Origin of the sequence: Pseudomonas sp. BIC9C, assembly GCF_034541995.1 — a bacterium.
In the GTDB taxonomy this organism is placed as follows: domain Bacteria; phylum Pseudomonadota; class Gammaproteobacteria; order Pseudomonadales; family Pseudomonadaceae; genus Aquipseudomonas; species Aquipseudomonas fluorescens_CC.
The window spans coordinates 2,094,180-2,117,236 of the sequence record NZ_JAWDGM010000001.1; the positions used below are offsets into that span (position 1 = coordinate 2,094,180).

The 23,057-nt window shown below is 59.4% G+C and carries 29 protein-coding genes; 20 read left to right on the forward strand and 9 right to left on the reverse strand.

Annotated features, from left to right (window positions below; all coding sequences use genetic code 11):
• Window positions 1-8: 8 nt before the first annotated feature.
• Together pilH and pilG are read right to left on the reverse strand one after the other, a co-directional pair.
• Window positions 9-374: a twitching motility response regulator PilH gene (gene pilH / locus RS887_RS09735; RefSeq protein ID WP_007987790.1), complete on the reverse strand. Its 366-nt coding sequence runs from the start codon at window positions 372-374 to the stop codon at window positions 9-11.
• Window positions 375-431: 57 nt separating this feature from the next.
• Complete coding sequence (pilG, locus tag RS887_RS09740) at window positions 432-836, reverse strand: twitching motility response regulator PilG (RefSeq protein WP_322615281.1); 405 nt, start codon at window positions 834-836, stop codon at window positions 432-434.
• Between the two features lie 347 nt (window positions 837-1,183).
• Here pilG and gshB point away from each other — a divergent pair, with 347 nt between their 5' ends.
• From gshB to RS887_RS09780, 8 genes are all read left to right on the forward strand, one after another.
• Window positions 1,184-2,137, forward strand: a complete 954-nt coding sequence (gene gshB / locus RS887_RS09745; RefSeq protein WP_111285427.1) for a glutathione synthase — start codon at window positions 1,184-1,186, stop codon at window positions 2,135-2,137.
• A 65-nt stretch (window positions 2,138-2,202) separates the two neighbouring features.
• Entirely contained in the window at window positions 2,203-3,102 is a 900-nt protein-coding gene (locus RS887_RS09750; protein WP_322615172.1) for an energy transducer TonB, read from the forward strand.
• Between the two features lie 190 nt (window positions 3,103-3,292).
• A complete protein-coding gene (locus tag RS887_RS09755) occupies window positions 3,293-3,865 on the forward strand; it encodes a YqgE/AlgH family protein (RefSeq protein WP_322615173.1) in 573 nt (190 codons plus the stop codon).
• Complete coding sequence (gene ruvX, locus RS887_RS09760) at window positions 3,865-4,302, forward strand: Holliday junction resolvase RuvX (protein ID WP_057398155.1); 438 nt, start codon at window positions 3,865-3,867, stop codon at window positions 4,300-4,302. Before RS887_RS09755 ends, ruvX begins: the two co-directional genes overlap by 1 nt.
• A 91-nt stretch (window positions 4,303-4,393) precedes the next feature.
• A complete protein-coding gene (pyrR, locus tag RS887_RS09765; protein WP_008019953.1) occupies window positions 4,394-4,897 on the forward strand; it encodes a bifunctional pyr operon transcriptional regulator/uracil phosphoribosyltransferase PyrR in 504 nt (167 codons plus the stop codon).
• A gap of 27 nt (window positions 4,898-4,924) precedes the next feature.
• A complete protein-coding gene (locus RS887_RS09770) occupies window positions 4,925-5,944 on the forward strand; it encodes an aspartate carbamoyltransferase catalytic subunit (RefSeq protein WP_322615174.1) in 1,020 nt (339 codons plus the stop codon).
• Window positions 5,941-7,212 (forward strand): dihydroorotase, encoded by a 1,272-nt coding sequence (locus RS887_RS09775; protein ID WP_111285419.1) that lies wholly within the window; start codon window positions 5,941-5,943, stop codon window positions 7,210-7,212. Before RS887_RS09770 ends, RS887_RS09775 begins: the two co-directional genes overlap by 4 nt.
• Before the next feature lie 422 nt (window positions 7,213-7,634).
• Window positions 7,635-8,624: a lipid II-degrading bacteriocin gene (locus RS887_RS09780; protein WP_322615175.1), complete on the forward strand. Its 990-nt coding sequence runs from the start codon at window positions 7,635-7,637 to the stop codon at window positions 8,622-8,624.
• 541 nt (window positions 8,625-9,165) lie between these two features.
• Here RS887_RS09780 and RS887_RS09785 read toward each other — a convergent pair.
• Window positions 9,166-9,585, reverse strand: coding sequence for an NINE protein (locus RS887_RS09785; protein ID WP_218431212.1), 420 nt, complete (start codon window positions 9,583-9,585; stop codon window positions 9,166-9,168).
• A gap of 251 nt (window positions 9,586-9,836) precedes the next feature.
• Here RS887_RS09785 and RS887_RS09790 point away from each other — a divergent pair, with 251 nt between their 5' ends.
• On the forward strand, window positions 9,837-10,457 hold the full coding sequence (locus RS887_RS09790; protein WP_322615176.1) for a C40 family peptidase: 621 nt from the start codon (window positions 9,837-9,839) through the stop codon (window positions 10,455-10,457).
• Between the two features lie 76 nt (window positions 10,458-10,533).
• On the opposite strand, the gene RS887_RS09795 is transcribed toward RS887_RS09790, so the two are convergent.
• The gene (locus RS887_RS09795) at window positions 10,534-11,568 is read right to left on the reverse strand and encodes a type IV pilus twitching motility protein PilT (protein WP_322615177.1); all 1,035 of its coding nucleotides are present in this window, start codon (window positions 11,566-11,568) and stop codon (window positions 10,534-10,536) included.
• Window positions 11,569-11,624: 56 nt separating this feature from the next.
• Here RS887_RS09795 and RS887_RS09800 point away from each other — a divergent pair, with 56 nt between their 5' ends.
• From RS887_RS09800 to RS887_RS09845, 10 genes are all read left to right on the forward strand, one after another.
• Window positions 11,625-12,323: a YggS family pyridoxal phosphate-dependent enzyme gene (locus RS887_RS09800; RefSeq protein WP_322615178.1), complete on the forward strand. Its 699-nt coding sequence runs from the start codon at window positions 11,625-11,627 to the stop codon at window positions 12,321-12,323.
• Between the two features lie 35 nt (window positions 12,324-12,358).
• Window positions 12,359-13,177, forward strand: a complete 819-nt coding sequence (proC, locus tag RS887_RS09805) for a pyrroline-5-carboxylate reductase (protein WP_322615179.1) — start codon at window positions 12,359-12,361, stop codon at window positions 13,175-13,177.
• 24 nt (window positions 13,178-13,201) lie between these two features.
• On the forward strand, window positions 13,202-13,789 hold the full coding sequence (locus RS887_RS09810; protein ID WP_322615180.1) for a YggT family protein: 588 nt from the start codon (window positions 13,202-13,204) through the stop codon (window positions 13,787-13,789).
• A complete protein-coding gene (locus tag RS887_RS09815) occupies window positions 13,789-14,082 on the forward strand; it encodes a DUF167 domain-containing protein (protein WP_322615181.1) in 294 nt (97 codons plus the stop codon). The genes RS887_RS09810 and RS887_RS09815 overlap by 1 nt, the downstream gene beginning before the upstream one ends.
• A gap of 230 nt (window positions 14,083-14,312) precedes the next feature.
• On the forward strand, window positions 14,313-15,452 hold the full coding sequence (metX, locus tag RS887_RS09820; protein WP_322615182.1) for a homoserine O-succinyltransferase MetX: 1,140 nt from the start codon (window positions 14,313-14,315) through the stop codon (window positions 15,450-15,452).
• A 7-nt stretch (window positions 15,453-15,459) separates the two neighbouring features.
• The gene (gene metW / locus RS887_RS09825) at window positions 15,460-16,080 is read left to right on the forward strand and encodes a methionine biosynthesis protein MetW (RefSeq protein ID WP_057398144.1); all 621 of its coding nucleotides are present in this window, start codon (window positions 15,460-15,462) and stop codon (window positions 16,078-16,080) included.
• Window positions 16,081-16,106: 26 nt separating this feature from the next.
• Window positions 16,107-16,541 (forward strand): DUF4426 domain-containing protein, encoded by a 435-nt coding sequence (locus RS887_RS09830; protein ID WP_322615183.1) that lies wholly within the window; start codon window positions 16,107-16,109, stop codon window positions 16,539-16,541.
• Entirely contained in the window at window positions 16,538-17,134 is a 597-nt protein-coding gene (gene rdgB / locus RS887_RS09835; protein WP_322615184.1) for an RdgB/HAM1 family non-canonical purine NTP pyrophosphatase, read from the forward strand. Before RS887_RS09830 ends, rdgB begins: the two co-directional genes overlap by 4 nt.
• Entirely contained in the window at window positions 17,131-18,336 is a 1,206-nt protein-coding gene (gene hemW, locus RS887_RS09840) for a radical SAM family heme chaperone HemW (protein WP_322615185.1), read from the forward strand. The genes rdgB and hemW overlap by 4 nt, the downstream gene beginning before the upstream one ends.
• Before the next feature lie 9 nt (window positions 18,337-18,345).
• Window positions 18,346-18,669: a DUF3392 domain-containing protein gene (locus RS887_RS09845; RefSeq protein WP_008019970.1), complete on the forward strand. Its 324-nt coding sequence runs from the start codon at window positions 18,346-18,348 to the stop codon at window positions 18,667-18,669.
• Between the two features lie 116 nt (window positions 18,670-18,785).
• On the opposite strand, the gene trmB is transcribed toward RS887_RS09845, so the two are convergent.
• From trmB to RS887_RS09865, 4 genes are all read right to left on the reverse strand, one after another.
• Window positions 18,786-19,511: a tRNA (guanosine(46)-N7)-methyltransferase TrmB gene (gene trmB / locus RS887_RS09850; RefSeq protein WP_057398140.1), complete on the reverse strand. Its 726-nt coding sequence runs from the start codon at window positions 19,509-19,511 to the stop codon at window positions 18,786-18,788.
• A 9-nt stretch (window positions 19,512-19,520) separates the two neighbouring features.
• The gene (locus RS887_RS09855; RefSeq protein WP_008019974.1) at window positions 19,521-20,315 is read right to left on the reverse strand and encodes a thiazole synthase; all 795 of its coding nucleotides are present in this window, start codon (window positions 20,313-20,315) and stop codon (window positions 19,521-19,523) included.
• Between the two features lie 190 nt (window positions 20,316-20,505).
• Window positions 20,506-20,706 carry a sulfur carrier protein ThiS gene (gene thiS, locus RS887_RS09860; protein ID WP_007953386.1) on the reverse strand — a complete coding sequence of 67 codons (201 nt, stop codon included), beginning with the start codon at window positions 20,704-20,706 and terminating at the stop codon, window positions 20,506-20,508.
• Window positions 20,707-20,777: 71 nt separating this feature from the next.
• Window positions 20,778-21,158, reverse strand: coding sequence for a DUF423 domain-containing protein (locus RS887_RS09865; RefSeq protein ID WP_322615186.1), 381 nt, complete (start codon window positions 21,156-21,158; stop codon window positions 20,778-20,780).
• 74 nt (window positions 21,159-21,232) lie between these two features.
• On the opposite strand from RS887_RS09865, the gene mtgA reads away from it, so the two are divergent.
• Window positions 21,233-21,955 (forward strand): monofunctional biosynthetic peptidoglycan transglycosylase, encoded by a 723-nt coding sequence (gene mtgA / locus RS887_RS09870; RefSeq protein WP_322615187.1) that lies wholly within the window; start codon window positions 21,233-21,235, stop codon window positions 21,953-21,955.
• Between the two features lie 216 nt (window positions 21,956-22,171).
• On the opposite strand, the gene rpoH is transcribed toward mtgA, so the two are convergent.
• A complete protein-coding gene (gene rpoH / locus RS887_RS09875) occupies window positions 22,172-23,026 on the reverse strand; it encodes an RNA polymerase sigma factor RpoH (RefSeq protein ID WP_322615188.1) in 855 nt (284 codons plus the stop codon).
• Window positions 23,027-23,057 lie beyond the last annotated feature (31 nt).

The window sequence follows — 23,057 nt, forward strand, 5'->3', positions numbered from 1 at the left end:
CCTGACGATCAACCGGCCAGCACGTTGTTCAGGGTTTTGATCAGGGTGTCTTCATCGACTGGCTTGGTCAGGTAGTCCCTGGCGCCCTGGCGCGTGCCCCAGACCTTGTCGGTTTCCTGATCCTTGGTGGTGATGATGATCACCGGGATATGCCCGGTCTCCGGGTCCTTGGTCAACTGGCGGGTCGCCTGGAAGCCGTTGAGGCCGGGCATGACAATGTCCATCAGGACCGCATCGGGCTTTTCCTGGCGGGCCAGGGCCACGCCGTCGGCACCGTTTTCGGCTTTCAACACTTCATGACCGTGCTTTTCCAGCATGCCGGTCAGTTTGTACATTTCGGTCGGCGAATCATCGACGATCAGAATACGTGCCATGGTCTTCCCCATTCTTGTCGACGCCAGGCCCGGTGGCCGAGCGTCACTGTGCGTGTCCTACTGCGGCAAAACGGCGGCGAAACCAGGAACATGGGCCTGGATCGCATCAAGCAATTCTTCCTTGCTGAAAGGCTTGGTCAAAAACTGGTCGGAGCCGACGATGCGCCCCTTGGCCTTGTCGAACAGCCCGTCCTTGGACGACAGCATGATCACCGGCGTGGACTTGAACGCGCTGTTGTTCTTGATCAGGGCGCAGGTCTGGTAGCCATCCAGGCGCGGCATCATGATGTCGACGAAAATGATGCCGGGGTGGTTGTCGGCAATCTTGGCCAGGGCATCAAAACCGTCGACGGCCGTGATGACCTCACAACCCACGCTCCTGAGCAGCGTTTCGGCGGTACGACGGATTGTCTTCGAATCGTCGATCACCATGACCTTCAAGGCGCTGGGATGCTGTGCCATAAAATGCTCTACCGTCGCCTTTGCGAAACTAATTGTCCGTTTGCCGGTTAACGCGGCTCGAAACCCTTGATGTTCAAGGGCCAGCACGACATGGCAGCCTTTTTAGCACAGTCTCCAAAACCAATCTATCGGCCGGCTCGCAAGGTGGTTTTTCCTTGACCGGGAACACACTCAGCGCCACTCTGACGCCACTTTTATACGCTGATCTTTTGTAGGAGCGAGCTCGCTCGCGATGGTCGTTAACGATAACGCTGGCTGTCTGGATGAGCGCGTTGTCCTGAAGTCCATCGCGAGCGAGCTCGCTCCTACAAAGATCGACATAGCCCCCAAATTTCGAGGAAACACCCATGAGCGTTCGCGTCGGGATTGTCATGGACCCTATCGCCAGCATTTCCTATAAAAAGGATAGCTCGCTGGCCATGCTGCTGGCCGCGCAGAAGCGTGGCTGGGAGCTGTTCTACATGGAACAGCGCGACCTGTATCAGGGCGAAGGCCAGGCGCGGGCGCGGATGCGTCCGTTGCAGGTGTTCGCCAACCCGGAAAAATGGTTCGAACTGGGCGCTGAAAGCGATGCGTTGCTGAGCGATCTGGACGTGATCCTGATGCGCAAGGATCCGCCGTTCGACCTGGAGTTCGTCTACTCCACCTATTTGCTGGAACAAGCCGAGCGCGCCGGCGTGCTGGTGGTCAACAAGCCGCAAAGCCTGCGCGACTGCAACGAAAAGCTGTTTGCCACGCTGTTCCCGCAGTGCACGCCGCCGACCGTGGTCAGCCGCCGCGCCGACGTACTGCGTGAGTTCGCCGCCAAACACGGTGATGTCATCCTCAAGCCGCTGGACGGCATGGGTGGCACTTCGATTTTCCGTCACCGCGCGGGCGATCCGAACCTGTCGGTGATCCTAGAAACCCTCACCGCCCTCGGCGCCCAGCAGATCATGGGCCAGGCCTACCTGCCAGCGATCAAGGATGGCGACAAGCGCATCCTGATGATCGACGGCGAGCCTGTGGATTATTGCCTTGCGCGGATTCCGGCCCAGGGCGAAACCCGCGGCAACCTGGCCGCCGGTGGCCGTGGCGAAGCCCGCCCGCTGACCGACAAGGACCGCTGGATCGCCGCACAAGTCGGCCCGACCCTGCGTGAAAAAGGCCTGTTGTTCGTGGGCCTGGACGTGATCGGCGAGCACCTGACCGAGATCAACGTCACCAGCCCGACCTGCATTCGCGAGATCGATAATGCATTTGGCACCGACATCGCTGGCCTGTTGATGGATGCCATCGATCAGAAGCTCAAGGCACGTTGATTAGCCAAACCAACATTGCGTTATCATGCGCGGCCTGTGAAAAACGCGATGTTGGTTTCCTTGTCATGACCCTCCCGTCCGATCTGCCTGCCGAACTCGCCCACCGTGGCGTGCGCCCGGCCGATCGCCTCGGTTTTACCCTGTTTCTGGCAGCGCTGATCCACCTGGCCTTGCTGTTGGGTGTCGGGTTTGCAGTAGTCGAGCCCAAGCAGATCAGCAAAACCCTGGAAATCACCCTCGCTACCTTCAAAAGCGAAAAAAAGCCTGAGAAAGCCGATTTCCTGGCCCAGGAGAATCAGCAAGGCAGCGGCACCCTGGATAAAAAGGCGATCCCCAAGACCACCGAGGTCGCGCCCTTCCAGGACAACAAGGTACAGAAGGTCACGCCACCGCCGGCCGCCAAGCCTGATGTGCAGGAAGCGCCACCGAAGGCAGCCGTGACCACCGTGGCGCCGAAGCCGAAAAAAGCCCCTGCCAGGACCGAGGAGCCCAAGACCGAGGTCAAACCCCAGGTCCAGGCGCCGACGTTCGACAGCGAGCAGCTGTCCAGCGACATCGCCAGCCTCGAAGCGGAACTGGCCGCCGAACAACAGCTGTACGCCAAGCGTCCGCGTATTCACCGCCTGAGCGCGGCCTCGACCATGCGCGACAAGGGCGCCTGGTACAAGGATGAATGGCGCAAGAAGGTCGAGCGCATCGGCAACCTCAACTACCCCGACGAAGCGCGGCGCAAACAGATCTACGGCAATTTGCGCTTGATGGTCTCGATCAATCGCGACGGTTCGCTGTATGAAGTGCTGGTGCTGGAGTCTTCCGGCCAGCCGCTGCTGGACCAGGCCGCCCAGCGGATTGTCCGGCTGGCGGCGCCATTCGCACCGTTTACCGGGGATTTGTCGGATATTGACCGGCTGGAGATCATCCGCACCTGGAAATTTGCCCGTGGGGACAGACTTTCAAGTAATTGAACACCGCCTAAACCCTGTGGGAGCGGGCTTGCCCGCGATAGCGGTCTGTCTGACACTTCAACTTTGAATGTTCCACCGTCTTCGCGGGTAAGCCCGCTCCCACAGGGATCTGAGTTATTGGCGGGTTTCGGGGAATTTCCCATGCATCCCCAGCTTGTCAGTTCGCCCCCCGAACGCCACACTAGCGCACATGAAAAACGTCAGCCCTACCTACCTCAAGCATCAATTCCTGATCGCCATGCCACACATGGCCGACCCGAACTTTGCGCACACCTTGACCTACATCGTCGAGCACACGGCCAATGGTGCCATGGGGCTGGTGGTCAACCGTCCGCAAGAGCTGAACCTGGCCGATATCCTCGAGCAATTACGCCCGGATGTCGAACCGCCGGCGCTCTGCCAGCATGTGCCGATCTTTATTGGCGGCCCGGTGCAAACCGATCGCGGTTTTGTCCTGCACCCTTCGGGCAAGACTTTCCAGGCAACCGTTGATCTGGAAGACGAATTATCCCTGTCGACCACCCAGGACATATTGTTTGCCATCGCTGACGGCGTTGGTCCGGAAAAAAGCCTGATTGCCCTCGGCTATGCCGGTTGGGAAGCCGGGCAACTGGAGGCCGAACTGGCGCAGAACGCCTGGCTGACCTGCCCGTTTGACGCCGACATCCTGTTCAACACCAGCAGCGAGCTGCGCCTGGAAGCGGCGGCCAAACACCTTGGCATCAACCTCAGCCTGCTCACCAGCCAGGCGGGGCACGCCTGATGGCCCTGCGGCTGATTCTCGGATTCGACTACGGCACCAAACAGATCGGCGTTGCGGTCGGCCAGGTGGTGACCGGCCAGGCCCGCGAGCTGTGCACCCTGAAAGCGCAGAACGGCATTCCTGACTGGAACCAGGTCGAAGCCCTCATCAAAGAGTGGAAACCCGATGCCGTGGTAGTCGGCCTGCCGTTGAACATGGACGGCACGCCCAGTGACATGTGCGCCCGCGCGGAAAAGTTCGCCCGGCGCCTTAACGGACGCTTCAACCTGCCCTTTTATACCCACGATGAACGCCTGACCACCTTCGAGGCCAAGGGCGAACGCCTGGCTCGTGGCGGCCAGAAAGGCAGTTACCGCGATAACCCGGTCGATGCCATCGCTGCCGCCCTGCTGCTGCAAGGCTGGCTCGACGAGAATGGCGCACTGTTCGAATCCTGAAGAGCCGCCATGCGACTCTATTAGCTACAACCCGAGCCACCTGCAGCAGCTTTAACCCAAAAGCAGGGCCCGGGCCCAAGAAGGAGCAACCATGAGCCTGCCCAATCCCGCCGAACTGATCAGCCAGATGGCGACCCGACTTGACGCTTATCTGGCCAAACGAGGCATCAGCGACCCGCGTTTCATCGGCATCCGCACCGGTGGAGTCTGGGTGGCTCAGGCCCTGCTCAAGGAGCTGGGCAGCGCGGAGCCCCTCGGCACCCTGGACGTGTCCTTCTACCGCGACGATTTCAGCCAGAGCGGCCTGCACCCGCAGGTTCGCCCTTCGGCGCTGCCGTTCGAGATCGAAGGCCAGCACCTGGTGCTGATCGACGACGTGCTGATGAGCGGCCGGACCATCCGCGCCGCCATGAACGAACTGTTCGACTACGGCCGCCCGGCCAGCGTGACGCTGGTGTGCCTGCTGGACCTGGACGCCGGCGAGCTGCCGATCCGCCCGAACGTGGTTGGCGCCACCCTGTCGCTGGCGGCCCACGAACGGGTGAAGCTGTCCGGACCGGAGCTCGCGCTCGAACTGCAAGACCTCGCCCTTTAATTTGCCCTATTGAGAGTCCCCCTTGCGATGACGCCTCTAGAAACCAAGCGCCCGCTGCAGCTCAATGATCAGGGCCAGCTGCGCCACTTCCTATCGCTCGACGGTTTGCGCCGCGAGTTGCTGACGGAAATCCTCGACACCGCCGACTCCTTCCTCGAAGTCGGCGCCCGGGCCGTGAAGAAAGTCCCGTTGCTGCGCGGCAAGACCGTGTGCAACGTGTTCTTCGAGAACTCGACCCGCACCCGCACCACCTTCGAACTGGCGGCCCAGCGGCTCTCGGCGGACGTGATCACCCTCAACGTGTCCACATCGTCGGCGAGCAAGGGCGAAACCCTGCTCGACACCCTGCGCAACCTGGAAGCCATGGCCGCCGACATGTTCGTCGTGCGCCACGGTGATTCCGGTGCCGCGCACTTCATCGCCGAACACGTTTGCCCGCAGGTGGCGATCATCAACGGCGGCGACGGTCGGCACGCCCACCCGACGCAAGGCATGCTCGACATGCTGACCATCCGCCGGCACAAGGGCGGTTTCGAGAACCTTTCGGTGGCCATCGTCGGCGACATCCTGCATTCGCGGGTCGCGCGCTCGAACATGCTGGCCCTGAAAACCCTCGGCTGCCCGGACATCCGCGTGATCGCGCCGAAGACCCTGCTGCCGATCGGCATCGAGCAATACGGCGTGAAGGTCTACACCGACATGGCCGAAGGCCTGAAAGACGTCGACGTGGTGATCATGTTGCGCCTGCAACGCGAACGCATGACCGGCGGCCTGCTGCCGAGCGAAGGCGAGTTCTACCGCCTGTTCGGCCTGACCACCGCGCGCCTGGCCGGCGCCAAGCCCGATGCCATCGTGATGCACCCGGGGCCGATCAACCGTGGCGTGGAAATCGAGTCGGCAGTGGCCGACGGCCCGCACTCGGTGATCCTCAACCAGGTGACCTACGGGATCGCCATTCGTATGGCGGTACTGTCCATGGCCATGAGCGGGCAGACTGCGCAACGCCAATTCGAGCAAGGCCAATTCGAGCAGGAGAAAGCCCAGTGAAGCTCAGCATTCTCGGCGCCCGCGTGATCGATCCGGCCAGCGGCCTGGATCAAGTGACCGATATCCATATTGAAGCCTGCAAAGTCGTTGCCCTTGGTGCTGCGCCAGCCGGTTTTGTCGCCGTCGACACGATTGACGCCAAAGGCCTGGTGGCCGCCCCCGGCCTGGTCGACCTCAACGTTGCCCTGCGCGAGCCGGGCTACAGCCGCAAAGGCTCGATTGTCAGCGAAACCCGCGCGGCGGCGGCTGGCGGCGTGACCAGCCTGTGCTGCCCACCGAAGACCAAACCGGTACTGGACACCTCCGCGGTGGCCGAACTGATCCTCGACCGCGCCCGTGAGGCCGGCAACACCAAAGTCTTCCCGATTGGCGCCCTGAGCAAAGGCCTGGACGGTGAACAGCTGGCAGAGCTGGTGGCACTGCGAGATGCCGGTTGCGTGGCCTTCGGCAATGGCCTGGAGAGTTTCCGCAATACCCGCACCCTGTGCCGGGCGCTGGAATACGCAGCGACTTTCGACCTGACAGTGATCTTCAACTCCCAGGATCACGACCTGGCCGAGGGCGGCCTGGCTCACGAAGGCCCTACCGCCAGCTTCCTTGGCTTGCCGGGCATTCCGGAAACCGCTGAAACCGTGGCTCTGGCCCGGGACCTGCTGCTGGTTGAACAGACCGGTGTGCGCGCACACTTCAGCCAGCTCACCAGCGCTCGCGGCGCAGCCCTGATCGCCCAGGCCCAGGCCCGGGGCCTGAAGGTGACCGCGGATGTCGCCCTGTACCAGTTGATCCTGACCGACGAAGCGCTGATCGATTTCAGCAGCCTGTATCACGTCCAGCCACCGCTACGTACCCGCGCCGACCGCGAGGGCCTGCGCGCCGCAGTGAAATCGGGCGTGATCTCGACCATCTCCAGTCATCATCAACCCCACGAGCGTGACGCCAAACTGGCACCGTTCGGCGCCACCGAACCGGGCATCAGCAGCGTCGAACTGCTGTTGCCACTGGCAATGACCCTGGTCGAAGACGGTTTGCTGGACCTGCCGACGCTTCTGAAACGCCTGAGCGTCGGCCCTGCCGAGGCCTTGCGCCTGCCGGCCGGCAAACTGGCGGTGGGTGGTGCGGCGGACATCGTGCTGTTCGACCCGACGGCCTCGACCGTGGCGGGTGAAAGCTGGCTGTCCAAAGGCGAAAACTGCCCGTTCATTGGCCACAGCCTGCCGGGCGTGGTGCGTTACACCCTGGTGGATGGCCGCATCAGCCACCAGGCGTAACTCCGCGTCGCCTGCATTCGCGAGCAGGCTCGCTCCCACATTGCAATGCATTCTCCTGTGGGAGCGAGCCTGCTCGCGAAGACTTACTAAAAGGCGCCGCGACTCTGTGCATTACGCAGTGAAACCTGGTCATTCGACGTCCAGAAGTCATATAGCCCTCCTGCCCCATCCTCCACTGCCTTTCCCAAAACAGCACAGCCGCATCAAGAACATTTCTACAAGCGATGGCGAAAAAAATTACCCAACAAACAGAAGCTTCTGACTTCTCATCATCTGTACGAAAGGAACTTCGCAACATACAGAAACAGCCTACAAAGTTATTGAATACAAATTCAACATCCATCATTTAGAATAATTACAGCGCAAGGGAAAACCTCTACAAATACCCTGAACACAAAGGCTGTACAAACAAGGAGCAACACATGAAAAATGGACTTACACTACCTCCAATCATAACGAAAGGAACAATGGGAAACTCAGGCGGATATACAGTTAACCCCGGGTTCAGCTGGGGAGTCTATGCGACTGCAGATTGGCAGGGCGCAGGTGAGGCCATCATCACCAACGACGGACAAACTTACTCACTCCCACTGTGCGATGGCCCTGTCATTTCCTCAGCCGAAATGGATATGTTCCATGATTGGCTAGAAATGAAAAGCGGTATAAAAGCCTTTACCTATGAGTTGCAAATGGCAGGCAGAGCAATTAATAACGATGCCCTTGGTGCTATTCAGGACCTTTGGAAAATCACGGAGAGTGACAACTACCTACTAAACAGCTCTTCGATCGTTACTCATGCCTATTTCAAGAGCAAACTCGTAAACTTCAGTCTTGCCGACGCCTTCGCTGCGCAACAAAAATTAAGCAGCCTAGACGCCCTGATCAAAGTAGCATCGGCAAATCTGTACAACATCAAGTATGAAACACAAACAACTGAACTATCAGGGGGAACATTTAGCCCTGTCAAAGCATTTGCTCACTACCTATGGGGCAATGGAGAGAAGCTGCGAGTCGACATAAACAATATAGGCCTTAACGTAAAGGCGAATGAAATTCCGCTATTAGCCAACAGCATAGCCAGCACCAGAGAATCCGGAAGGTATTATTTATCTGATCCCAAAGTACCTTATGCCACTATTGACGACAGCAATGTCACAGGAGCCTATCTAGGGCGGATAACATTGAAAATCGAAGGTGACTTCACTAGAGAAGAAAACGGATCCTGGGTTTTTGATGGAACTGCGAAAGCTTATACAGACACATACGACTTCGACAAAAGCAACAGATCAACACTACTCGAAATTTTAACCACAGCAGGCAGGGTGTTCTCAGGAACGAGTTATGAAATCGACATAGCTGGAGAACAAAAAATAAGACTGACTGGAACTGGCTTTCAGTCGGACCCGCACTAGAAAAATCCTTTAGAGTTTTCGACTATCGACTGCACTCAGGAAGAGCCAACATGAAGCCCTTTACAAACATCTTAACTACACCTACCCAGTGCTTTTAGTTATCACATCCAGCGTAGCGATATTTACAATATTTAAAAATTTGAGCGCAGGTATTTACAACACTGATCGAGACTCAATCGGAATACCAATAGGTGCAATCCTGATTGCGGGCTTAGTGCTATTCATATTTCACCTAATGCAAATATTTTTATACAGAAAAGCCCACCACACCAATTCAACCTTGATAAAAATATCAGCATTAATAATTGCAATTGCATCGCTTGCGATTCTCACCGACAGCATAAATTACTGGGCCACCCCAAACCACCTCATCATTTCAATATTCTACAGCTTCAGCACAATGGCATTTTTAACGCTTCAACTTCAATTACTGAAAGTATTTCAGTAACCACTCATAGGCCTTAACTCAAGCAAACGGATAGCTGGATCAGTCACCAGACAAAAACCCTGCAGCGAGAGGGCCAGCCCCTCGCCGCAGAAATCAGCGACTCTGTGCGTTACGCACGGAAACCTGATCATTCAACGTCCAGAAGTCATACAGCACACCAATAAAGAACAACCCGCCCGTCAGCAGGTACAGCAGCCCACTGATCCATTTCCCCTGATACATCCGGTGCACGCCAAACACCCCGAGAAACGTCAGCAGAATCCACGCCACGTTGTATTCGATCGGCCCGGCGGTGAACCGCAGGTCCGCTTCACGGTCCATGGACGGGATCAGGAACAGGTCGATCAGCCAACCGATCCCCAGCAAGCCAAAGGTGAAGAACCAGATCGTCCCGGTCACCGGCTTGCCGTAATAGAAGCGATGAGCGCCGGTAAAACCGAAAATCCACAGCAGGTAACCGATCACTTTGCTGTGGGTGTCTTGCTGCTGGACAGCCTGTTGATAGGGGTTCATGAATGACCTCGATTCGCACGATAGATAAATATTCTTCATTTCTTTGTGACTTTTATACAGGCACCCGACGTATGGCAGGTGCTACCTTCACGCCTGTCAAAGCCTTGTAACACCGGGCTTCTGTCGGACAATTGCGCCAATTTGCCGCTATTTTGCCGCCATTGTCCCCCAGGTTGAATCGACCAACGGCCTCGGAAGCGGCAAAAAAGCTGTTATAAAGTTGCGCGCTAACTTATTAAGAGCCTTGCCTAATGCGTTCATTTTTCAAGACATGGCTAACCATTTGCCTTTTGATGCCACTGGCCGCCCACGCCACCAATCGTGAGCAACGTCTTCCTAACGTTAATGGTTACACCCCAAAATCCCATGCCTCTGCTCCTTCGAGCAAAGACAAAAAATCCACCAAATATGCTCCGACCCTGGCCAGCGACAACAGTGGCCTGGTTCCACTGATGGGCACCAAGGAAAGCAGCAACGTGCTGAGTCGCGCTGTGAACGTTCTTGGCACTCCCTATCGTTGGGGCGGCAGCAGCCCAAGCAAAGGCTTCGATTGCAGCGGCCTGGTGAAATACGCGTTCAACGACGCCACGTTCGACCTGCCACGCACCTCCAACGCCATGGCCAGCGGTCATGGGGAGAAAGTCGATCGCGACGACCTGAAGCCGGGCGACCTGATTTTCTTCAATATCAAGAGCCGTCGGGTCAATCACGTTGCCATTTACCTGGGCAACGACCGCTTCATCCACGCGCCACGTCGCGGCAAGTCGGTGTCCATCGACACTTTGAAGAAACCGTACTGGGAAAACCACTACGTGGTTGCCAAGCGGGTTCTGCCGAAAGAGCCGAATCAGTTGCGGGTTGTTCAGCGCTGATTGGCTAGTGCTCACCTGAAGGTGAGCACTAGTGGCGAGGGAGCTTGCTCCCTCGCCACAGGTTGCATTGCAATCCTTAGAAGTCATCCGGCGACCGCGCCTTCTCCTGGGCATGATCACGACTGATCAAGCCCTTGGCCACCAAGCCCTTCAAGCTCATATCCAGCGTCTGCATTCCCAGCGCCCCTCCCGACTGAATCGCCGAGTACATCTGCGCCACCTTGTCCTCGCGGATCAGGCTCCGGATCGCCGATGTCCCCAGCATGATTTCGTGGGCCGCGATGCGCCCGCCACCGACCTTCTTCACCAGCACCTGGGACACCACCGCCAGCAGCGACTCGGAGAGCATCGAGCGCACCATCGACTTCTCGTCCCCCGGAAACACGTCGACCACCCGGTCGATGGTTTTCGCCGCCGATGTGGTGTGTAGCGTGCCGAACACCAGATGGCCGGTTTCAGCGGCGGTCAGCGCCAGGCGAATGGTTTCCAGATCGCGCATCTCCCCCACCAGAATCACATCCGGGTCTTCCCGCAGCGCCGAACGCAACGCGGTAGCGAAACTACGGGTATCGCGATGAACTTGACGCTGATTGATCAGGCATTTGCGCGACTCATGAACGAACTCGATTGGGTCTTCGATGGTGAGGATGTGGTGATGGCGATGGGTATTGAGGTAATCGATCATCGCCGCCAGCGTGGTGGATTTGCCGGAACCGGTCGGGCCGGTCACCAGCACCAGCCCACGGGGAGCGTCGGTCATTTTGCGAAACACTTCCCCCATGCCCAATTCGTCCATGCTCTGCACTTTTGACGGGATGGTGCGAAACACGGCGCCCGCGCCACGGTTCTGATTGAACGCATTGACGCGAAACCGTGCCACACCGGGCACCTCAAAGGAAAAGTCGGTTTCCAGGTGTTTTTCGAAGTCCACCCGCTGGGTGTCGTTCATGACGGAATGAATCAGCGCCTGCGTCTGCTGGTGATCCAGGGCTGGCAGGTTGATGCGCCGCACATCGCCATCCACCCGAATCATCGGCGGCAGGCCGGCAGACAAGTGCAGGTCGGATGCCCCCTGTTTGGCGCTGAATGCCAGCAGTTCGGTGATATCCATAGCGTCTCTCAATTCCAGTAGAATGCCGCGAACCTTCAGACCGCTGGCGCCTCTTGATGTCCACCATAGCAGACAACATTCTCGAAGTTAGTTCGCGCATCCATGCCGCTACGCTCGCTGCCAACCGCGCCGAAAACAGCGTCCAGCTGCTGGCCGTGAGCAAGACCAAACCCGCACAAGACCTGCGTGAAGCCTACGCCGCCGGCCTGCGCGACTTTGGCGAGAACTACCTGCAGGAAGCATTGGGAAAACAGCTGGAACTGGCCGACCTGCCCTTGATCTGGCACTTCATCGGCCCCATTCAATCGAACAAGACTCGTGCTATCGCCGAGCACTTCGACTGGGTGCATTCCGTGGATCGCCTGAAAATCGCACAACGCCTGTCCGAACAACGTCCCGCCGATCTGCCGCCGCTGAACATCTGCATTCAGGTCAACGTGAGCGGTGAAGCCAGCAAATCCGGTTGCACCCCGGCCGACCTGCCGGCCCTGGCCAACGCCATCAACGCCTTGCCGCGCTTGCAGTTGCGTGGATTGATGGCGATCCCCGAGCCGACTGAAGATCGCGCCGCCCAGGATGCCGCGTTTGCTGCCGTACAGAGCCTGCAAGCCAGCCTGAACCTGCCACTCGACACACTTTCCATGGGCATGAGCCACGACCTTGAGTCGGCCATTGCCCAGGGTGCCACCTGGGTCCGAATCGGCACCGCTCTGTTCGGCGCTCGCGGCTCTTCACCAATGCACGGCCAGCCATGAACCATGGCTGACACACTTCTGAATAAGGACCTGACATGAGCAAGACACGTATTGCCTTTATCGGTGCCGGCAACATGGCCGCCAGCCTGATCGGTGGCCTGCGGGCCAAAGGTCTGGAAGCCGCACAGATCCGCGTCAGCGATCCGGGCGAAGAAACCCGCGCCCGCGTGAGCGCTGAACACGGCATCGAAACCTTCGCCGACAACGCCCAGGCCATCGTTGGCGCCGACGTCGTCGTCCTCGCGGTCAAGCCCCAGGCGATGAAAGCCGTGTGCCAAGCCCTGCGCCCAAATCTCAAGCCCGACCAACTGGTGGTTTCGATTGCCGCAGGCATCACCTGCGCCAGTATGAACAACTGGCTCGGCGCCCAGCCGATCGTGCGCTGCATGCCCAACACCCCGGCGCTGCTGCGTCAGGGCGTGAGCGGTTTGTTCGCGACAGCCGAAGTGACAGCCGAACAGCGTCAGCAGGCCCAGGCGCTGCTGTCCGCGGTCGGCATAGCCCTATGGCTCGATGAAGAGCGGCAACTGGACGCCGTCACCGCCGTTTCCGGCTCGGGCCCGGCGTATTTCTTCCTGCTGATCGAAGCCATGACCGCCGCCGGCGTGAAACTCGGCCTGCCAGCGGACATCGCCGCGCAACTGACGCTGCAAACCGCACTGGGCGCCGCACACATGGCGGTCTCCAGCGACGTCGATGCTGCCGAGTTGCGCCGCCGTGTCACTTCGCCTGCAGGCACCACGGAAGCAGCGATCAAGTCCTTCCAGACCGGTGGCTTCGAAGCCCTGGTCGAAACGGCACTCGGCGCCGCCGCGCACCGCTCGGCCGAGATGGCTGAGCAACTTGGCCGCTAATCAGCTCTTACAAAGGACTCAATAATGCTAGGACTCAACGACGCTGCCGTTTTCATCATTAAAACCCTGGGCAGCCTGTATCTGCTGATCGTGTTGCTGCGTTTCATCCTGCAACTGGTTCGGGCGAATTTTTACAACCCGCTCTGCCAGTTCATCGTCAAAGCCACCCAACCACTGCTCAAGCCGCTACGCAGGGTCATCCCGAGCATGTTCGGGCTGGACATGTCGTCGCTGGTGCTGGCGCTGATCGTGCAGATGCTGCTGATGGCGGTCATCCTCACGCTCAAAGGCTTCGAGGTTGACTGGCTGCTGTTGGTGCCATGGTCGGTGATCGCCCTGTTCTCGCTGTTTTTGAATGTGCTGTTCTACGCGATGATCATCAGCGTGATTCTGTCCTGGGTTGCCCCGGGCAGCCACAACCCGGGGGCTGAGCTGGTTGCGCAGATTACTGAACCGGTACTCGCCCCGTTCCGCCGCATCATCCCGAACCTGGGCGGCCTCGATATTTCGCCGATCTTCGCGTTCATCGCGCTCCAGTTGCTGCAAAGCTGGCTGATCCCGCGTCTTGCGTACTATGCCTTCATGCCACAGGGCCTGCTCGGCCTGATCTGATGAGTTACTTCCGCTGGGACGGTGAAGATCTGATTCTGGAGTGTCACCTGCAACCGGCAGCCCGTAGCGATGATTTCTGCGGGCTGCACGGCGATCGCCTGAAAATCCGCCTGACAGCACCACCAGTCGAGGGCAAGGCCAACGCGTACCTGATGGCCTTTCTGGCCAAGGCCTTTGGCGTGTCCAAGAGCCAGGTCAGCTTGATCAGTGGCGAGTTGAACCGACAGAAACGGGTGCGAATCTGCTCACCGAAGATGTTGCCGGATTTGCCTGGACTGGTGCGCCCGACCTGACCTCAATGTGGCGAGGGGGCTTGCTCCCGCTGGGCCGCGAAGCGGCCCCAGACAAGTCGCCACAAGATCCCTGACAGACTCGGGCACCAGCTTTCAGGGCCGCTTCGCGCCCCAACGGGAGCAAGCTCCCTCGCCACAGGTACATCGGGGAAAAATCAGGCCCGGCCTTTGCTTGCCGCTAACCCCAGCGGTCTTTAGACTTACGCCTCATTTCAATGAGAGCAGGGTCGATGCCAGCTGCCTTCCCCCCCGATTCTGTTGGTCTGGTGACGCCGCAAGTGGCGCACTTCAGCGAGCCGCTGGCTTTGGCCTGTGGACGTTCGCTCCCGGCCTATGACCTGATTTACGAAACCTACGGCACGCTGAACGCCACGGCGAGCAACGCTGTGCTGATCTGCCATGCCTTGTCCGGGCACCACCACGCCGCCGGCTATCACAGCCCCGACGACCGCAAGCCCGGTTGGTGGGACAGCTGCATCGGCCCCGGTAAACCGATCGACACCCGCAAGTTCTTCGTGGTCAGCCTGAACAACCTCGGCGGCTGCAACGGCTCCACCGGCCCGAGCAGCACCAACCCCGAGACCGGCAAGCCGTTCGGCGCCGACTTCCCGGTCTTGACCGTCGAGGATTGGGTGCACAGCCAGGCGCGCCTGGCAGATCGTCTCGGCATCGCCCAGTTCGCGGCCGTGATCGGCGGCAGCCTCGGCGGCATGCAGGCGATGCAATGGAGCATCACCTACCCTGACCGCATCCGTCACTGCCTGGCCATCGCCTCGGCACCCAAGCTGTCGGCACAGAACATCGCGTTCAACGAAGTGGCGCGCCAGGCAATCCTCACCGACCCTGAATTCCACGGCGGTTCGTTCCAGGAACACAACGTGATCCCCAAGCGCGGCCTGATGCTGGCGCGGATGGTCGGGCACATCACCTACCTGTCCGACGACTCCATGGGCGAGAAATTCGGCCGCGGGCTGAAGAGCGAGAAGCTCAACTACGACTTCCACAGCGTCGAGTTCCAGGTTGAAAGCTACCTGCGCTATCAGGGCGAAGAGTTCTCCGGACGCTTCGATGCCAACACCTATCTGTTGATGACCAAAGCGCTCGATTACTTCGATCCGGCGGCGAACTTCGACGATAACCTGGCAAAAACCTTTGAAGGTGCCAAGGCCAAGTTCTGCGTGATGTCGTTCACCACCGACTGGCGCTTCTCCCCTGCCCGCTCGCGGGAACTGGTGGATGCACTGATGGCCGCACGCAAGGACGTCTGCTACCTCGAGATCGACGCACCGCAAGGCCACGACGCCTTCCTGATTCCGATCCCGCGCTATCTGCAGGCATTCGGCAATTACATGAACCGCATTACGTTGTGAGAAAGCCATGAGAGCTGATCTGGAAATCATCCAGGAATGGATCCCCGCCGGCAGCCGCGTGCTCGACCTCGGGTGCGGCGATGGCGAACTGCTGACCTGGCTGCGCGATAACAAGCAAGTCACCGGTTATGGCCTGGAAAACGACGCCGACAACATCGCCGAGTGCGTGGCCAAGGGCATCAACGTCATCGAACAGGACCTGGACAAGGGCCTGGGCAACTTTGCCAGCAACAGTTTCGACATCGTGGTCATGACCCAGGCGCTGCAAGCGGTGCACTACCCGGACAGGATCCTCGACGAGATGCTGCGCGTCGGTCGCCAGTGCATCATTACCTTCCCCAACTTCGGTCACTGGCGCTGCCGCTGGTACCTGGCGAGCAAGGGCCGGATGCCGGTTTCCGAGTTCCTGCCGTACACCTGGTACAACACGCCCAACATTCACTTCTGCACCTTCGCGGACTTTGAAGCCTTGTGTCGCGAACGTGAAGCGAAGGTCATTGATCGACTTGCCGTGGATCAACAGCATCGGCACGGGTGGGCCAGTAAGCTATGGCCTAATCTGTTAGGTGAGATCGGAATCTACCGCGTCAGCAGTCCGGGACTTTCCGACCACAAGGTCGCGGTCTGATCCACCCTATTGCAAGGAGAACGATCATGGGTCGTCTAGCGTTGTTTCTACTCACTGCCTGCCTGAGCGTTACCGCTATGGCCGCCGACGTCATCAAGGGCGAGCGCAAGGAAACCTTCGGTGACGTGACGGTGCATTACAACACCTTCAACTCCACCTACCTGACCCCGGACATTGCCAAGTCCGCCGAACTGATCCGCAGCAAGAACCAGGGCGTGATCAACATTTCGGTCATCAAGGAAGGCAAGCCACTGATGGCCCAGGTGAGCGGCTCGGTCAAGGACCTGACCAGCCAGACCGTGCCACTGAAATTCAAACAGATCACCGAACAAGGCGCGATCTACTACATTGCGCAATACCCGGTGGATCAGCAGGAAATCCGCACCTTCGATATCAAGGTGCAGACCGGCGACAAAATCAACACCATCAATTTCAACCAAGAGCTTTTCCCCGGCGAATGATTAACCTCACCCAACTCGTACTCGCCAGCCATAACGCCGGCAAACTCAAGGAACTCCAGGCCATGCTCGGCGAGTCGGTGCAACTGCGCTCGATCGGCGAGTTCAGCAGCGTCGAGCCTGAAGAAACCGGTCTGTCGTTCGTCGAGAACGCCATCCTCAAGGCCCGCAATGCCGCGCGCATTTCCGGCCTGCCGGCACTGGCCGACGATTCCGGGCTGGCGGTGGATTTCCTCGGCGGTGCGCCAGGCATCTACTCGGCGCGTTATGCCGACGGCCAGGGCGATGCGGCGAACAACGCCAAGCTGCTCGACGTGTTGAAAGACGTACCTGAAGCCGAGCGCAGCGCGCAGTTCGTCTGCGTACTGGCGCTGGTGCGCCACGCCGATGATCCGTTGCCGATCCTCTGCGAAGGTTTGTGGCACGGACGCATCCTGACCCAGGCCAGCGGCGAACACGGTTTCGGCTACGACCCGCTGTTCTGGGTGCCGGAGCGCGATTGCTCCAGCGCCGAACTCAAGCCCGGCGACAAGAACCAGATCAGCCACCGCGCCCGCGCAATGGATCTGCTGCGCCAGCGTCTGGAATTGAAATGACCTCTGAATCATCCGCGTCGCCGCTGATTTTCGGCGGCGCCGCGCAATCGCCCCGGGCGGCCTTGCCTGTGCTGCCGCCCCTGGCGTTGTACATCCACATCCCGTGGTGCGTACGCAAATGCCCTTATTGCGACTTCAACTCCCACACCGCCAGCCCCGTGCTGCCGGAAGAAGAGTACGTCGACGCCTTGCTGGCCGATCTCGATCAGGACCTGCACGCCGTCCATGGTCGTGAGCTGAGCTCGATCTTCTTCGGCGGCGGCACGCCAAGCCTGTTCAGTGCCGGTTCGCTGGGTCGCTTGCTCAAGGGCGTCGAACAACGCATCCCCTTTGCCAGCGACATCGAAATCACCCTGGAAGCCAATCCGGGGACGTTCGAGCAAGACAAGTTCGTGGCGTACCGGAAACTGGGGATCAATCGCCTGTCGATCGGCATCCAGAGTTTTCAGCAAGAAAAGCTTGAGGCCCTGGGGCGGATTCACAACGGTGACGAAGCCGTGCGCGCCGCCGGCATGGCGCGGCAGGCCGGGTTCGACAACTTCAACCTGGACTTGATGCATGGCTTGCCGAATCAGTCCCTGGACGATGCCTTGGCCGACCTGCGCACAGCCATTGCCCTGAAACCAACACACCTGTCGTGGTATCAACTGACCCTGGAACCGAACACGGTGTTCTGGAACCAGCCGCCAACGCTGCCGGAAGACGACACGCTGTGGGACATTCAGGAAGCCGGACAAGCGCTGCTGGCCGAACACGGTTACGTGCAATACGAAGTCTCGGCCTATGCCCTGCCCGGTCGCCCGGCGCGCCACAACCTCAATTACTGGAGTTTTGGCGACTTCATTGGCATTGGCGCCGGCGCCCACGGCAAGCTCAGTCACCCGGACGGACGCATCATCCGCACCTGGAAGACCCGCCTGCCCAAGGATTACCTGAATCCGGCGAAAAGCTTCAAGGCCGGAGAGAAAGCGCTGAGCAATGAAGAGATGCCGTTCGAATTCCTGATGAACGCGCTGCGCCTGACCGAAGGTGTCGAGTCGCGGCTGTACCCGGAACGCACGGGCATGACGCTGGACAGCCTCGCCGAAGGTCGCCGCGACGCAGAACAAAGCGGCCTGTTACAGGTCGAACCGTCACGTCTGGCGGCCACCGAGCGCGGACAGCTGTTCCTCAACGACTTGCTGCAGAAATTTCTGACATAAGGAAATCGAATGGATCTGATACTCGACCTGCTGGCCACAGTATCCCGCTGGAGCCGCAGCAACCTCTCGGAAATCGCCCTGGCCCTGGTGGGCTGCCTGCTGGTGCTGTTTGGTGCGGATTTCAAAGGCTGGGTCGAGCAGCGCCTGGGCAGCATCGCCGGTGCCTTGCGCGTGCCACTGATGTCCCTGCTGTGCATGATCGGCAGCGGTGCAGCGCTGATCTATGCCACGCCATGGGTCGTGCGCGGCTTGAGCCAGTTCAACAACTACAGCCTGGCGCCGGTGTTGCTGGTGGTGCTGGTGTTGATTGGCGTGGTAGCCGACCGCCGCTAATCCCGAAGACGCCCTAAAACAACTGTGGGAGCGAGCTTGCTCGCGATGAGGCCATCACATCCAACATCTCTGTTGACTGTCAGGCCGCCATCGCGAGCAAGCTCGCTCCCACAGGTTTACGCCAGCTTCTCGAACTTCAAATCCCACACACCATGCCCAAGACGTTCGCCACGGCGTTCGAACTTGGTGATCGGGCGCTCGGCCGGGCGTGGTACGCACTTGCCGTCTTCGGCAAGGTTGCGGTAACCCGGCGCAACGTTCATCACTTCCAGCATGTATTCGGCGTACGGCTCCCAGTCGGTGGCCATGTGCAGAATGCCACCGACCTTCAACTTGCTGCGCACCAGCTCGGCGAAGGACGCCTGAACGATGCGGCGCTTGTGGTGACGGCTCTTGTGCCACGGGTCCGGGAAAAACAGCATCAGGCGATCGAGGCTGTTATCGGCCACGCAGCGGTTGAGCACTTCGATGGCATCGCAATCGTAGACCCGCAGGTTGGTCAACCCCTGGGTCAACACGCCATTGAGCAGCGCCCCGACACCCGGACGGTGCACTTCGACACCGATGAAATCCTGATCCGGAGCTGCCGCTGCCATTTCCAGCAGCGAATGGCCCATGCCGAAACCGATTTCCAGCGAGCGCGGTGCCGAGCGACCGAACACCTGGTCGAAATCCACCGGCGCGTCGGCCAGCGGCAGCACGAACAGCGGCGCGCCCTGCTCCAGGCCGCGTTGCTGGCCTTCGGTCATGCGCCCGGCGCGCATCACGAAACTCTTGATGCGGCGGTGTTGGCGCTCGTCGCCTTCTTCCGTCTGGATAGGCGTGTCGTTCGATTCAGTCATCAATGGCTCTTACTTGATCAGACCATCCAGCGGCGAAGAGGCGCTGGCATAGAGTTTTTTCGGCATACGGCCGGCGAGGTAGGCCAGGCGGCCTGCGACGATCGCATGTTTCATGGCTTCAGCCATCATGACCGGCTGCTGGGCGTGGGCGATGGCCGAGTTCATCAGCACCGCATCACAACCCAGCTCCATGGCAATGGTGGCGTCGGAAGCGGTACCGACACCGGCATCCACCAGCACCGGAATTTTGGCTTCTTCGAGGATGATCTGCAGGTTGTACGGGTTGCAGATCCCCAGGCCCGAACCGATCAGACCGGCCAGCGGCATGACCGCGATGCAGCCGATTTCCGCCAGTTGCCGGGCAATGATCGGATCGTCACTGGTGTAGACCATCACGTCGAAGCCTTCCTTGACCAGCGTTTCGGCGGCCTTGAGGGTTTCGATCACGTTGGGGAACAGGGTTTTCTGATCCGCCAGCACTTCCAGCTTCACCAGGTTGTGGCCATCGAGCAGCTCACGGGCCAGACGGCAGGTGCGCACGGCCTCGATAGCGTCGTAGCAACCGGCGGTGTTCGGCAGGAAGGTGTAGCGATCCGGCGACAGCACTTCAAGCAGGTTCGGCTCGCCTTCGATCTGCCCGAGGTTGGTGCGGCGCACGGCGAAAGTGACGATTTCGGCACCCGAGGCTTCGATGGCCTGGCGGGTTTCTTCCATGTCACGGTACTTGCCGGTACCGACCAGCAAACGCGACTGGTAAGTACGACCGGCCAGAACGAAAGGCTTGTCGCTACGAACGATGCTCATGGGAAATCCTCTGTAGGGGTGAGGTTCTTGCAGAATTCCTTATTAACCAAACGCTGTGAAAACGTCGCGAGCGAAGGAAAGACAAGGCAAAAACAGGCGAGGAAGCGGAGTTTACGGGTTGTAAATGAGCATTCCGAGCCTGTTTTTAACGCAGTATTTCCGAGCGCAGCAGTTTTCACAGTGTTTGGGGCTAGCCGCCGCCGATGGCGTGCACCACTTCGACGTTGTCGCCGTCGTTCAACGTGGTGTCTGCGTGCTGACTGCGCGGGACGATATCCAGATTGAGTTCGACCGCCACCCGGCGTCCGGTCAGGTCCAGACGGGTCAGCAGGGCCGCAACGGTTTCACCGTCGGGCAGTTCAAAGGATTCGCCGTTCAACTGAATGCGCATGCCGGATGCCGCCATCATTTTTAGGGGCAGGCATTCTAGCCCGATCATGACCTAAAGGTCAGCAACAAGCGTCAGGCGGTCAGTGGCAAGCGCCAGGCGGCAAGGCCCAGGCAGAGCCAGCCCAGCAGAAACGCCAGGCCGCCGAACGGCGTGATGATGCCGAGCTTGCTGATACCTGTCAGCGTCAGCACGTAAAGACTACCGGAGAACAGCAGGATGCCGACTGCAAAGGATGCGCCGGCCCAGGCGTGCAAACGACCGGGAACCTGCGTGGCCAGCAGCGCCACGCCCAGCAGCGCCAGGGTGTGCACCAGTTGATAGGTGACGCCGGTATGAAAAATCGTCAGATATTCAGGTGACAGACGGCTTTTCAGGCCGTGGGCGGCAAAGGCCCCAAGGCCGACACCGGTGAAGCCGAAAAAAGCGGCCAGCATCAGAAAGCCACGCAGCATGCAGAACTCCAGTCAGACTCGATCAACAGGGTCTGTATAATGGCCCGCTCAACAGGTTCGGCCAAGCCATCTCTATGCTGCGTATCTATTTTCGTCTTTTCACCAAGGCCGTGCTCTGGTTCATGGGTGGCAGCGTATTGCTGGTGCTGATCTTTCGCGTGGTACCGCCACCAGGGACGGCGCTGATGGTCGAGCGCAAGATCGAATCCTGGATCGATGGCGAACCCATTGACCTGCAACGGACCTGGAAACCCTGGGACGAGATCTCCGATGACCTGAAAGTCGCCGTGATTGCCGGGGAAGACCAGAAGTTCTCCGAGCACTGGGGCTTCGATATCGGCGCGATTCAGGCGGCGTTTGCCCATAACGAGCGCGGCGGCTCGATCCGCGGCGCCAGCACCCTGAGCCAGCAAGTCTCGAAAAACCTGTTTCTGTGGTCCGGCCGCAGCTGGCTACGCAAAGGCCTGGAGGCCTGGTTTACCGCGTTAATTGAAGTGCTCTGGCCCAAGCAGCGGATTCTTGAGGTTTATCTCAATAGCGTCGAGTGGGATGAAGGGGTGTTTGGTGCAGAGGCAGCAGCCCGGCATCACTTCGGTGTAAGCGCCCGCTCCTTGTCCCGCCAACAGGCCAGCTTGCTGGCGGCAGTGTTGCCAAACCCGCGAGTGTGGAGCGCCAGCCATCCGACCTCTTACGTCGCACGGCGTGCGGGCTGGATACGACGGCAGATGAGTCAGCTAGGTGGCGATGACTATCTGGCAGGCCTCAACGATTCACGCCGGGCGCCGTGGTCTCAATAACACGACGCTCTCCCCTGTAGGAGCGAGCTTGCTCGCGAAAAACCCAAGTGCGCCGCCGGGCATCTGGTTTTACGCGTTATCGTTCACGACCATCGTCGGAACGCCGCCCGGAGCAGGCTCGCTCCCACAGGGATTGGGGCGTGAATCAGGAATAGCAGGCACAAACAAAAACGCCCCGATCAATGATCGGGGCGTTTTTTATTGCTTGCTCGCCAGTTACGCGGCGATCGACAACTTGAGCTTGTTCATCGCGCTCTTCTCAAGCTGGCGAATACGCTCGGCCGACACGTTGTACTTCTGCGCCAGGTCGTGCAGCGTGGCTTTTTCTTCCGCCAGCCAGCGCTGGTAGAGGATGTCACGGCTGCGGTCGTCCAGCACTTCCAGCGCTTCGTGCAGGTTGTGGTTGGAGTTGTCGCTCCAGTTGGCGTCTTCCAGTTGACGCGCCGGGTCGTACCGGTGGTCTTCCAGATAGTTGGCCGGCGACTGGAATGCACTGTCGTCGTCCGCTTCGGCAGCCGGGTCGAAGGCCATGTCATGGCCGGTCAGGCGACTTTCCATCTCGCGCACTTCCCGAGGCTCTACACCCAGGCTTTCCGCTACGCGATGGACTTCCTCGTTATTCAACCAGGCCAGACGTTTCTTCTGGCTGCGCAGGTTGAAGAACAGCTTGCGCTGGGCCTTGGTGGTCGCGACTTTCACGATGCGCCAGTTGCGCAGGATGAACTCGTGGATTTCCGCCTTGATCCAGTGCACGGCAAAGGACACCAGGCGCACGCCCATTTCCGGATTGAAGCGCTTCACGGCCTTCATCAGGCCGACGTTGCCTTCCTGGATCAGGTCAGCCTGAGCCAGACCGTAGCCGGAATAGCTACGGGCGATATGTACGACAAAACGCAGGTGGGCGAGCACCATCTGCCGAGCCGCCCCCAAATCCTGCTCATAATAGAGACTCTCGGCCAGTTCACGCTCCTGCTCCGGCGACAGCAATGGAATGCTGTTGACGGTGTGCACATACGCCTCCAGGTTCGCACCCGGGACCAGAGCATATGCAGGTTGCAAAGAATTGGTCATACGAAAAAACCTCCGACTTACAAACTCGTGC